General features: G+C 62.2%; 11 protein-coding genes. All 11 read left to right on the top strand.

Annotation, left to right across the window (positions count from 1 at the left end; all coding sequences use genetic code 11):
• The first annotated feature begins 171 nt into the window (after positions 1-171).
• Complete coding sequence (phaC, locus tag H1204_RS09365; protein WP_243468466.1) at positions 172-2,160, top strand: class I poly(R)-hydroxyalkanoic acid synthase; 1,989 nt, start codon at positions 172-174, stop codon at positions 2,158-2,160.
• 191 nt (positions 2,161-2,351) lie between these two features.
• The gene (locus H1204_RS09360; protein ID WP_180728083.1) at positions 2,352-3,533 is read left to right on the top strand and encodes an acetyl-CoA C-acetyltransferase; all 1,182 of its coding nucleotides are present in this window, start codon (positions 2,352-2,354) and stop codon (positions 3,531-3,533) included.
• Between the two features lie 179 nt (positions 3,534-3,712).
• Entirely contained in the window at positions 3,713-4,453 is a 741-nt protein-coding gene (locus H1204_RS09355) for a 3-ketoacyl-ACP reductase (RefSeq protein ID WP_180728082.1), read from the top strand.
• 148 nt (positions 4,454-4,601) lie between these two features.
• Positions 4,602-5,180 carry a polyhydroxyalkanoate synthesis repressor PhaR gene (gene phaR / locus H1204_RS09350; protein ID WP_007742570.1) on the top strand — a complete coding sequence of 193 codons (579 nt, stop codon included), beginning with the start codon at positions 4,602-4,604 and terminating at the stop codon, positions 5,178-5,180.
• 557 nt (positions 5,181-5,737) lie between these two features.
• Complete coding sequence (locus H1204_RS09345) at positions 5,738-6,097, top strand: type II toxin-antitoxin system RelE/ParE family toxin (protein ID WP_180730920.1); 360 nt, start codon at positions 5,738-5,740, stop codon at positions 6,095-6,097.
• 18 nt (positions 6,098-6,115) lie between these two features.
• Entirely contained in the window at positions 6,116-6,400 is a 285-nt protein-coding gene (locus H1204_RS09340; protein ID WP_180728081.1) for a helix-turn-helix transcriptional regulator, read from the top strand.
• A 288-nt stretch (positions 6,401-6,688) separates the two neighbouring features.
• Entirely contained in the window at positions 6,689-8,080 is a 1,392-nt protein-coding gene (gene rimO / locus H1204_RS09335) for a 30S ribosomal protein S12 methylthiotransferase RimO (protein WP_180728080.1), read from the top strand.
• A gap of 3 nt (positions 8,081-8,083) precedes the next feature.
• Positions 8,084-9,010 (top strand): sugar kinase, encoded by a 927-nt coding sequence (locus H1204_RS09330; protein WP_180728079.1) that lies wholly within the window; start codon positions 8,084-8,086, stop codon positions 9,008-9,010.
• A 159-nt stretch (positions 9,011-9,169) separates the two neighbouring features.
• Positions 9,170-10,354: a beta-ketothiolase BktB gene (gene bktB, locus H1204_RS09325; RefSeq protein ID WP_180728078.1), complete on the top strand. Its 1,185-nt coding sequence runs from the start codon at positions 9,170-9,172 to the stop codon at positions 10,352-10,354.
• A 208-nt stretch (positions 10,355-10,562) separates the two neighbouring features.
• The gene (locus H1204_RS09320) at positions 10,563-11,177 is read left to right on the top strand and encodes a hypothetical protein (RefSeq protein WP_180728077.1); all 615 of its coding nucleotides are present in this window, start codon (positions 10,563-10,565) and stop codon (positions 11,175-11,177) included.
• Positions 11,178-11,217: 40 nt separating this feature from the next.
• On the top strand, positions 11,218-12,402 hold the full coding sequence (locus H1204_RS09315) for a cystathionine beta-lyase (RefSeq protein ID WP_180728076.1): 1,185 nt from the start codon (positions 11,218-11,220) through the stop codon (positions 12,400-12,402).
• The last annotated feature ends 67 nt before the right edge of the window (positions 12,403-12,469 follow it).

Raw genomic sequence — 12,469 nt, 5'->3', positions numbered from 1 at the left:
AAATTATCGCAGTGCGGCAAAATCGGGAACAAGCATTGACATGCCTTGCGATGGGGCGCAAGAATGTTCTCCACCGGGCAAGGGCGTAACGCGGTCGCGATCCATTCGCGCCTGCCGCGCGAGTACCTGCCTCTCAACCCGTCCGCGAGGACCTTTCGGTTAAAAGCAGGCATGGCTGCATCTCAAACTTCCTCGACTTCTTCTCGCACGGACACCTCGTCGGACCGCACGCAGCAGCAAGCGGATGCGGCAGGGGTGCATCAATGGTTCGATGCCTGGATGAACGCATGGCGTTCGATAGGCGCACAGGCTGCAGCGAACGGCAATCCTTTTAGTGTCCCTGCTATGCCCGACCTCGCGAAAGCGGCGACGGCGCAGGCCGGTTCGCTGCCGTTTGCGAATCCCTTCTTCGAGCAACTAGCCAAACAGTTTGCGCAAACGCAAGCTCAACCGAACGGTCCGGCCGAAGGCCAGCCGTTCAACGCATTCTTCGGACAGGCGTTCAATCCTCAGTTCGCGCAACAGTTCACGCAGCAGCTCGCCGGGTTGAAGGTGCCGAGCGCATCGATCCCGTCCACGCGTCTTCAGCAGTTGCAGTCAGACTATTCGCGCGAAGCGATGCAGTTGCTGCAGCAGTCGACGCAGACAAGCTCATCGGGCATCGAGCTCAAGGACCGGCGCTTCAGTTCCGATGCGTGGAAGACGACGCCCGTCTACGCGTACACGGCGGCGTGGTATCTGCTGAACGCGCGTTATCTGCAGGAACTGGTCGATGCGCTCGAAACCGACCAGAAAACCCGCGAGCGCATCCGCTTCGCCGTGCAGCAATGGACGGCGGCCGCCTCGCCGAGCAACTTCTTCGCGCTGAATCCCGAAGCGCAAAAGACGCTGCTCGAAAGCAACGGCGAAAGCCTGCGCCAGGGCGTGATGAACCTGCTCAACGACATGCAGCGCGGCAAGATCTCGCAGACGGACGAATCGCGTTTCGTCGTCGGCAAGAATCTCGCGATGTCGGAAGGCTCCGTCGTGTTCGAGAACGAACTGATGCAGCTGATCCAGTACAAGCCGCGCACGGCGACCGTGTACGAGCGGCCGCTGCTGATCGTGCCGCCTTGCATCAACAAGTACTACATCCTCGATCTCCAGCCTGAGAACTCGCTCGTCGCGCACGCGGTCGAGTCGGGCCATCAGGTGTTTCTGATTTCGTGGCGCAACGCGGACCAGTCGATCGCCGAGAAGGGATGGGACGACTACATCGGTGACGGCGTGCTGGCCGCGATCGAAACCACGCGCCAGATCAGCGGCCGCGAGCAGATCAACACGCTAGGCTTCTGTATTGGCGGCACGCTGCTCGCCACGGCACTGGCCGTGGCGTCGGCGCGTGGCGAGCATCCCGCGGCATCGATGACGCTGCTCACGGCGATGCTCGACTTCGCCGACACGGGCATCCTCGACATCTTCGTCGACGAAGCGCATGTGCAGATGCGCGAGCAGACCATCGGTGGCAAGAACGGCACGCCGCCTGGTTTGATGCGCGGCCTGGAGTTCGCGAACACGTTCTCGTTCCTGCGTCCGAACGATCTCGTGTGGAACTACGTGGTCGACAACTACCTGAAGGGCCGCACGCCGATGCCGTTCGATCTGCTGTACTGGAACAGCGATTCGACGAGCCTGCCGGGTCCGATGTACTGCTGGTATCTGCGCAACACGTATCTGGAAAACAGGCTGCGCGAACCGGGCGCGCTGACCACGTGCGGCGAGAAGGTCGACCTGTCGCGCATCGACGTGCCGACGTTCATCTACGGCTCGCGCGAAGACCACATCGTGCCGTGGGAAACGGCGTATGCGTCGGTGCCGCTGCTGGCGGGGCCGCGCAAGTTCGTGCTTGGCGCGTCGGGCCATATCGCCGGCGTGATCAATCCGCCGTCGAAGAAGAAGCGCAGCTTCTGGTCGGTAGCGGGCGACGATAAAACGCTGCCCGAGAATCCCGCCGACTGGTTCGAAAGCGCGACGGAAACGCCCGGCAGCTGGTGGCCCGAATGGACGAGCTGGCTCGACCAGTTTGGCGGCAAGAAGGTGAAGCCCGCGGCGCAAGCGGGCTCGGCGGAGTTCCCGGTGATTGAGCCCGCGCCTGGCCGCTATGTGCAGCAGCGCGAATAATCGTTCGGGTGCCGAATCATTCGCATACGGTCGCCGTCGAAGTGAAAAGAGCGACCTCCGCCTGACGGATAACGAGTGACGACGGATGGAGTGAGACAGACGCTGTATCGCAGTAATGCTGACTTGACCGGATTAACAACTTTTGACGGGGTACTGTGGAGCATGTCGCCGCAGCCCCGGAGGAAACGAAAATGACTGACGTAGTGATCGTATCGGCGGCCCGCACGGCTGTCGGCAAATTCGGTGGGTCGCTGGCGAAGATTGCGGCGCCGGAATTGGGCGCCACGGTGATCCGCGCCGTGCTGGAGCGTTCGGGCCTCAAGCCCGAGCAGATAAGCGAAGTGATCTTGGGTCAGGTGCTGACGGCGGGTTCGGGACAGAACCCGGCGCGTCAGTCGCTGATCAAGGCCGGTCTGCCGATGGCAGTGCCCGGCATGACCATCAACAAGGTGTGCGGCTCGGGCCTGAAGGCCGTGATGCTGGCCGCCAACGCGATCATCGCGGGTGACGCGGACATCGTCATCGCGGGCGGCCAGGAAAACATGAGCGCGGCGCCGCATGTGCTGCCGGGCTCGCGTGACGGCTTCCGCATGGGCGACGCGAAGCTGATCGACAGCATGATCGTCGACGGCCTGTGGGACGTGTACAACCAGTACCACATGGGCGTGACGGCTGAGAACGTCGCGAAGGAATACGGCATTTCGCGCGAAGACCAGGACAAGTTCGCGGCGCTTTCGCAGAATAAGGCGGAAGCCGCACAGAAGGCCGGTCGTTTCGATGATGAAATCGTGCCGATCCAGATTCCGCAGCGTAAAGGCGATCCGCTGTCGTTCGCAACGGATGAATTCGTGCGCCACGGCGTCACGGCCGAATCGCTGGCGAGCCTGAAGCCGGCCTTCTCGAAGGAAGGCACGGTGACGGCCGCGAACGCATCGGGTCTGAACGACGGCGCGGCAGCGGTTGTCGTGATGTCGGCGAAGAAGGCTGAGGCGCTCGGTCTCACGCCGCTCGCGCGCATCAAGGCGTACGCGAACGCGGGCGTAGATCCGAAGGTGATGGGCATGGGCCCGGTGCCGGCATCGCGCCGCTGTCTGGAGCGCGCGGGCTGGGGCGTGAACGACCTCGACCTGATGGAAATCAACGAGGCATTCGCGGCGCAGGCGCTGGCCGTGCACAAGCAGATGGGCTGGGACACGTCGAAGGTCAACGTGAACGGCGGCGCGATCGCGATCGGCCACCCGATCGGCGCGTCCGGCGCCCGGATTCTCGTCACGCTGCTGCACGAAATGCAGAAGCGCGATGCGAAGAAAGGCCTGGCGTCGCTGTGCATCGGCGGCGGCATGGGCGTGGCGCTCGCGCTCGAGCGTCCGTAAGCGGTCGTTTCACAAGGAGGCCGCCGCGCGTGCCGGTGTCGCCTGACGGCGACTGGCAGCGCGGCGCGGTCCGATGCTTACGCGCCGTTGGCTGCATCGAACGCGCCGAACGCATCGGATATTGGAAGGCGAAGCACGAGGCGGCTGGCGTCTCGTAAAACGATAATGGAGTGTGTGTTATGTCACAACGAATTGCGTACGTAACGGGCGGCATGGGTGGCATCGGCACGAGCATTTGCCAGCGTCTTTTGAAGGACGGCTACAAGGTGATCGCAGGCTGCGGCCCGAATTCCCCGCGTCGCGTGAAATGGCTCGAAGATCAGAAGGCTCTGGGCTTCGACTTCGTTGCGTCGGAAGGCAACGTGGGCGACTGGGAGTCGACCAAGCTCGCGTTCGACAAGGTGAAGGCCGAGGTCGGTGAAATCGACATACTGGTGAATAACGCGGGCATCACGCGCGACGTCGTGTTCCGCAAGATGACGCATGAAGACTGGACGGCCGTGATCGACACGAACCTGACCAGCCTTTTCAACGTGACGAAGCAGGTGATCGACGGCATGGTCGAGCGTGGCTGGGGCCGCGTGATCAACATTTCGTCGGTGAACGGCCAGAAAGGCCAGTTCGGTCAAACGAACTATTCGACCGCGAAGGCGGGGATTCACGGTTTCACGATGGCGCTCGCGCAGGAAGTGGCCACCAAGGGCGTGACGGTCAACACCGTTTCGCCGGGCTACATCGGCACGGACATGGTGAAATCGATTCGCGCCGATGTGCTGGAAAAGATCGTCGCGACGATTCCGGTGCGCCGTCTGGGCACGCCGGATGAAATCGGGTCGATCGTTGCATGGCTGGCGTCGGACGAGTCGGGCTTCTCGACGGGGGCCGACTTCTCGCTGAACGGCGGCCTGCATATGGGCTGATCCGTGAGCGTCCTGTTTTGTCGCAGCAAGGACGAAGCGGGATGCTACATGGTTCAGATGTTTCTGGCGGCGTCTCGTACGCGCAGCGTTTCGCTGTGCGTGCGACAGGACGCCGTTTCTGCGCTTCATTCGCGCTCAAAGGCGTTACATGACCACTACTACAAAGAAAACAGCCGAACGACTCATTAAGAAATATCCGAACCGTCGACTGTACGATACAGAGACCAGCACTTACATCACGTTGACCGATGTGAAGCAGCTCGTGCTGGATCAGGAGGATTTCAAGGTCATCGATGCCAAGAGCAACGAAGACCTGACGCGCAGCATCCTGCTTCAGATCATTCTCGAGGAGGAGAGCGGCGGCCTGCCGATGTTCTCATCGATCATGCTGTCGCAGATCATCCGTTTTTACGGGCACGCGATGCAGGGCATGATGGGCACGTACCTGGAAAAGAACATCCAGGCGTTCATCGACATTCAGAGCAAACTCGCGGATCAGTCGAAGGGCCTGTACGAGGGCAAGACGATGAATCCGGAGGTCTGGTCGCAGTTCATGAACATGCAAGCCCCGATGATGCAGGGGATGATGACGAGCTATATCGAGCAGTCGAAGAACATGTTCGTGCAGATGCAGGAGCAGATGCAGAACCAGGCGAAGACGATGTTCAGCACGTTCCCGTTTACGCAGCCGACGCCGCAAGGGAATCCGGAGCCGGAGAAGAAGTAGGGCTGCGCGAGCGGGCTGCATACTCGAATCTGCCCGGCGGTGCGCGCCGGGCAGAGGGTCGTTTTCGGCATGTTGCGGCATGCAGTCTCAAACGGTTTATCCGCATGAGATGCCTGATTGAGATTAATTCTTGATATTTTGAGTTTCCTGATTTTTAGCTATATAAAATCAGAGTCGCTGGTGTTGACATGGGTGACCGATCAAAAAAATAGTATTAGCCTGGACATCAACCGTGGCTCGAGTCTCTCATCGAATATCGCTGATTAGCCCGACAAGCCTGAGTCCCCATCAAGAAGCGGCCGCATAAGCGGCTGTTTTCTATTTTACGGAGATCAAACGTTTGTCGTGGAACTCGAATATCAGCAAAACGAAATGCCGGGTTTATCCGGCGAATGGTCAAATTCAATTCCTCAGTGGCTTCGTCGCTAACGGATAATCCGCGTCTCGGTATTTCTCCTGGAGCGTGTCCGCCTTCGATCGTGCTGTGCTCCGGAATAGGAAGGCAGTTTACGGAGCGTACCAAAGTTGGTACGATTGATAAGTCACAGGCGCGGCTGATTCCGCGCACCCGATCGATTGTCATTGTCCTTTCCGTTTGCTTTTTTCAGACTGACACGGGCGATGAACCTGTGCGTCAATGGCTTCGGGATCTCGAAGCCCAAGACAGGAAAATGATCGGTGAGGATGTGAAGACCGTGCAGTTCGGCTGCCCGCTTGGGATGCCGCTGGTCCGCAAGATGGGGCGTGATTTGTGGGAGATTCGCATTACGCTGCCGCAGCGGATCGCGCGTGTGCTGTTCACCGTGGCGGACGCGAAGATGATTTTGCTACACGGTTTCATCAAAAAATCGCGGGCTACGCCGCAAGCAGATCTGGATCTTGCAAAAGACAGATTACGGCAGTTGCAAAGCAGTTAAGCACGAACGAGGTGTGTGATGGCAAGCAAGCACGTAGGTGCGAATTTCGACGATTTCCTTGCCGAGGAATCGCTGCTTGAGGAAGTCACGGCTACGGCCATGAAGCGCGTTATCGCCTGGCAGATCGAGCAGGAAATGAAGGCGCAGAATCTGACCAAGACCCGAATGGCTGCAAAGATGAATACGAGTCGTGCGGCGTTGAACCGGTTGTTGGATCAGAGCGACACGAGCCTCACGCTGACAACGCTGGCAAGCGCCGCGAATGCGCTCGGAAAGAAGTTCAGATTCGAACTTGCTTCGTAAGACCCAGTGCCGGATGTCGACGTGACTTTCCACGCGCGCGTTTCGGGCGTGATGCCCACTAACCGCCGCACCGCACGCCGCTCAACTCCTCTCACGGTATAATTCGAGGTTGCTTGCGCGGGCCCAGCCGACTTCCCACAAGATCCACATGGCCCCATTTCGCGACGGTCCTCGCCACGAGGGCACCGTCGCACGGTGCACCCACGTTTGCCGCGATTCCGGCGCCCGGGCTGCACGCCCAAGCCCTCCTATATCGCGTCACTCATCGCTCTCGCCGGACCATTCTCTATGTCGCAGACTTCCACCCCCGCCGCGCCGACCGCTTCGACTCCTAAGGTCGGGTTCGTTTCCCTCGGATGCCCGAAAGCCCTCGTCGATTCCGAACAGATCATCACGCAACTGCGCGCCGAGGGCTACGAAATCTCCGGCACCTATGACGGCGCGGACCTCGTCGTCGTCAACACCTGCGGCTTTATCGACGAAGCCGTCCAGGAAAGTCTCGATGCCATCGGCGAAGCGCTCACGGAGAACGGCAAGGTGATCGTCACCGGCTGCCTCGGCGCGAAGCAGAGCGCGAGCGGCTCGAACCTGATCGAGGAAGTGCATCCGAAGGTGCTCGCCGTGACAGGCCCGCATGCGCTCGGCGAAGTGATGCAGGCCGTACACAGCCACCTGCCGAAACCGCACGATCCGTTCGTCGATCTCGTGCCCGCTGCCGGCGTCAAGCTCACGCCGCGTCACTATGCGTATCTGAAGATTTCCGAAGGCTGCAACCACCGCTGCACGTTCTGCATCATCCCGTCGATGCGCGGCGACCTGGTGTCGCGTCCTGTCGCGGAAGTCATGCTCGAAGCGGAGAACCTGTTCAAGTCGGGCGTGAAGGAACTGCTCGTCATTTCGCAGGACACGAGCGCCTATGGTGTCGACGTCAAATATCGCACCGGTTTCTGGAACGGCAAGCCGATCAAGACGCGCATGACGGACCTCGTCGGCGCGCTCGGCGAACTCGCTGCGCAGTACGGCGCGTGGGTGCGTCTGCACTACGTGTATCCGTATCCGAGCGTTGACGAAGTGATTCCGATGATGGCGGAAGGCGCGCTGAAGGGACACGTGCTGCCGTATCTCGACGTGCCGTTCCAGCATGCGCATCCCGAAGTGCTCAAGCGCATGAAGCGTCCCGCGAACGCCGAGAAAGTGCTCGAGCGCGTGCGCGCATGGCGCGAAATCTGTCCGGACCTGACCATTCGCAGCACGTTTATCGCGGGTTTCCCTGGTGAGACGGAAGAGCAGTTCGAAACGCTGCTCGACTTCATCCGCGAGGCGGAACTCGATCGCGTCGGTTGCTTCGCGTATTCGCCTGTCGAAGGCGCGGGTGCGAACGAACTCGACGGCGCGCTGCCCGATGAAGTCCGCGAGGCACGCCGCGCGCGCTTCATGGAAGTCGCGGAAGAAGTATCGGCGAAGCGCATCGCGCGCAAGATCGGCAAGACGCTGAAGGTGCTCGTCGACGAGATCAATCCCGACGGCGGCATCGGCCGTACGGCGGCGGATGCGCCGGAGATCGACGGTGTCGTCTATATCGCGCCCGCGACCAAGGCGTCGAAGCGCTACAAGGTCGGCGATTTCGTGTCGGTGAAGATCACGGGTGCCGACGGCCACGATCTGTGGGGCGAGGTCTAAGCAATGCTCTCGAACACACCGTCCATCCTCGCGCTCGGCGAGGCAATGGTCGAATTCAACCAGTCCGGCAAAGACCAGCCCACGTACCTGCAGGGCTTCGGCGGCGACACGTCGAACTTCTGCATCGCGGCTGCGCGGCAGGGCGCGTCGACGGGTTTCGTATCGGCTGTCGGTAGTGACCCGTTCGGGCGTTTGCTGCTCGATCTGTGGCAGCGCGAGCAGGTCGATACCTCGTTCGTGCGCGTCGACGATCAGGCGCCGACAGGCGTGTATTTTGTGTCGCACGGACCGTCCGGCCATCAGTTCGACTATCTGCGCGCGGGTTCGGCGGCGAGCCGCTACGCGCCGCGCGATCTGCCGCTCGACGCGATCGCCGCCGCGAAGGTCATCCATCTGTCCGGTATCAGTCTCGCGATCAGCGTGAGCGCCTGCGATGCCGCGCTCGCCGCGATCACGCACGCGCGCGCGAACAAGGTGCTCGTGAGCTTCGACACGAACTTGCGCCTCAAGCTGTGGCCGCTCGCGCGGGCGCGCGCCGTGATGCTCGAAGCGATCCGTCAGACGGACATCTGCCTGCCCAGCTGGGACGACGTCACCGAACTGACGGGTTTGACGGAGCGCGACGACATCGTCGATTTTCTGCTCGCGCAAGGCCCGCGCGTCGTCGCGCTGAAACTCGGCAAGGAAGGCTCGTATATCGCGACGCCTGACGAGCGCCGCGTCGTGCCCGGTCACGTCGTCAACGCCGTCGATGCGACGGGCGCGGGCGACTGCTTCGGTGGCGCGTTCATCGCGCGCATTGCTGCCGGGGACGATCCGTTCCAGGCCGCGCGCTACGCGAACGTCGCGGCCGCGCTGTCGACGCAAGGCTTCGGCGCCGTCGCGCCGATCCCCGATCGCGCGACGGTCGAAAAGCTTCTCGGCGCCTGAGCGCACACTGAAGCGCGCGCAGTTCGCCAGCACGGCAGCACACTGGCGTCAGATTCAGCGCGGAGATCCGGCAACTCGGGTATGTTCAGTAGGGCAAGGTCATGCGCATCTTCAACGAAGCACATGACATTCATCTGAGACAAAAGAGAGGAGCAAGCGATGCAACGTGAAGTGGTGGTAGTGAGCGGCGTGCGCACGGCAATCGGCGACTTCGGCGGTAGCCTCAAGGACTTCGCGCCGACGGATCTCGGCGCCCGCGTGGTGCGCGAGGCGTTGTCGCGGGCGAGCGTCTCCGGCGACGAAGTCGGTCATGTCGTGTTCGGCAATGTGATCCATACCGAGCCGAAGGACATGTACCTTGCGCGCGTCGCGGCGCTCAACGGCGGCGTCGCGCAGCATGCGCCCGCGCTAACTGTGAACCGGTTGTGCGGCTCGGGCCTGCAGGCAATCGTATCGGCGGCGCAATCCGTGTTGCTCGGGGACACGGATATCGCGATCGGCGGCGGCGCGGAAAGCATGAGCCGCGCGCCGTACATCATGCCGTCGGCGCGCTTCGGCCAGCGGATGGGCAACGCGAGCATCGTCGACATGATGCTCGGCGCGCTGCACGACCCGTTTCAGACGATCCACATGGGCGTAACCGCCGAGAACGTCGCAAAGAAATACGACATCTCCCGCGACACACAGGACGCGCTCGCGCTCGAATCACACCGCCGCGCGGCGAAGGCGATCGAAAGCGGCTACTTCAAGGAACAGATTCTCCCCATCACGATCGCGTCGAAGAAGGGCGACACCGTTTTCGACACGGACGAGCACGTCCGCATGAACGCGACGGCCGACGACTTCGCGAAACTGAAGGCCGTGTTCGCGAAGGAAAACGGCACGGTCACGGCGGGCAATGCGTCGGGCATCAACGACGCGGCGGCGGCTGTCGTGCTGATGGAGCGCAGCGTCGCCGAGAAGCGCGGCGCGAAGCCGCTCGGCCGGCTGGTTGCGTACGCGCATGCGGGCGTCGATCCGAACTACATGGGCATCGGCCCCGTGCCCGCGACGCAGAAGGCGCTGGAGCGCGCCGGCCTGAAAGTCGGCGATCTCGACGTGATCGAAGCGAACGAAGCGTTTGCCGCGCAAGCCTGTGCCGTCAGCAAGGAACTAGGCCTCGATCCCGCGAAGGTGAACCCGAACGGCTCGGGCATTTCGCTCGGCCATCCGATCGGCGCGACGGGCGCACTGATCACCGTCAAGGCGCTGTACGAACTGCAGCGTATCGGCGGCCGTTATGCGCTCGTGACGATGTGCATCGGCGGCGGGCAGGGCATTGCAGCGATCTTCGAGCGGATCTGATCCGTTCGAGAGACGGGACGGCGCGGCGGCGACGTGGTGTTTCGCCGCTCCGTCTCTGAACGAACTTGCGGTATAACCGGTCGAAGCGGGTTCTCGCGGTGTCAGGCGTTAACAGGACGCCAAACAGGACACCAAACAGGACGCCAAACAGGACGCCAAACAGGACGCCAAACAGGACGCCATCAAGCCGGTTGAAAGGAAATAACGGATGCAGGAAACCAGGTCGAAACACAGGGCGTCGTGGCCCGCGATGATCGCGGCTGCGGCATTGGCTGTCGCGGCGGCGATGCCTGTCGCGACTCACGCGGAAAGCGACGCCGTCAAGGAGCTCGCGGCGCCGCCGCCGATCCAGCTGCCGCTCAAGCCCAGCCCCGAGTTCGCGAAGTTTCCGCAGTACGCGGGCACGCTCGGCAAGCGTCAGATCGTGCTGCGGCTGGGCGCGAAAACCGACGATCCCTCCGGCGTACATGGCGAATATCAGTTCGCCGACACGGGCGAAGTGATCCTGATCGCGGGCGACCGCGACGGCGATACGCTCGAAGTCGAAGAGTCGAACGACGGCACGCATATCACGGGCAACTGGGTCGGCAAATTCGCCGCCGATGGCTCGATCGAAGGCGAACGGATGAACGTCGACGATTCCAATCCGCTGGAATTTTCGTTGCGGCCGCTCGCAGCGGGGCAGAAAGCGCCGCCGGCTGCGCCCGTGCAGGCTCAGAAGCCGGCACAACAGCCAACGCAAACGCCAACGCAGCAACCCGCGCAGCCGCGCACCGGCGGCCAGCCCGTCAACGGCGTGAACAATCTGACGATCGGCGAATAGGCGCCGCGCGCGTCACTGACGAATCCAACTTTCTTTGACCATGACTCAAAAGACTCCGAAGCACGGCTTGCAGACCCGCATCGTCCAGCCGAACGATCAGATGACGCCCGGTTGGGAATCGTTTTCGGTGCCCGTTGCGCGCGCCTCGACGGTCGTTTTTCCGGACCTCGCAGCGATGCGCGCGCTCGACTGGCGCAACGACGCGCAATGGCGCTACGGCCTGCACGCAACGCCGACTTCGATCGCGCTCGCACAGCGCCTTGCTGCCCTCGAAGGCGGCAATCATGCGCTGTTGCAGCCGTCGGGGCTGTCGTCGATTTCGAACGTGTACTTCGGCCTCGTGAAATCGGGCGACGACGTGCTGATCCCCGACAACGTCTATTCGCCGAACCGCGATCACGCCGAGTGGCTCGCGAAGGACTTCGGCATCACCGCGCGCTACTACGATCCGATGATCGGCGCGGGCATCGCCGACCTGATCCAGCCGAACACGAAGCTCATCTGGCTCGAAGCGCCCGGCTCGGTGACGATGGAAGTGCCCGACATTCCCGCGATCACGGCCGTCGCCCGCGCGCGTGGTGTCGTCACGGCGATCGACAACACGTGGTCGGCAGGTCTGTCGTTCCGTCCGTTCGAGCACGGCGTCGACATTTCGATGCAGGCGCTCACGAAGTACCAGTCGGGCGGCAGCGACGTGCTGATGGGCGCGACGATCACGGTCGACCGCGATCTGCATCTGAAGCTGAAACTGGCGCGCATGCGCATGGGCATCGGCGTGTCGGCGGACGATTGCTCGCTGATCCTGCGCAGCCTGCCGTCGATGAAAGTGCGTTTCGAGCAGCACGATAAAAGCGCGCTCGAACTCGCGATGTGGCTGAAGACGCGTCCGGAAATCGCCGTGGTGCTGCATCCTGCGTTGCCCGATTGCCCGGGCCATGAATTCTACGAACGCGACTTCACGGGCGCAGGCGGGCTGTTCTCGGTCGTGTTCGACGCGCGCTATACGCCGGAACAGATCGACAGGTTCTGCGAATCGCTGGAACTGTTCTCGCTCGGCTGGAGCTGGGGCGGGGCGCAAAGTCTGGCGATGCCGTACAACGTCGCGTCGATGCGCACCGAATCGCAATGGCCGCATCACGGCACGCTGGTGCGCTTCTACGTCGGTCTTGAAGAAGAAGCGGATCTGCGCGCGGACATCGAGCGTTGCCTCGTCGCGTTGGGTTGAACCTGTCGCGTGTGAAGCGCGCGTAGCGCTTCATCGCGCCAGAAGCAAAAAGGCCCGCTCGGTTTCG

Source organism: Paraburkholderia sp. PGU19 (assembly GCF_013426915.1).
In the GTDB taxonomy this organism is placed as follows: Bacteria; Pseudomonadota; Gammaproteobacteria; order Burkholderiales; family Burkholderiaceae; genus Paraburkholderia.
This window is presented reverse-complemented; position numbering and strand designations above follow the sequence as displayed.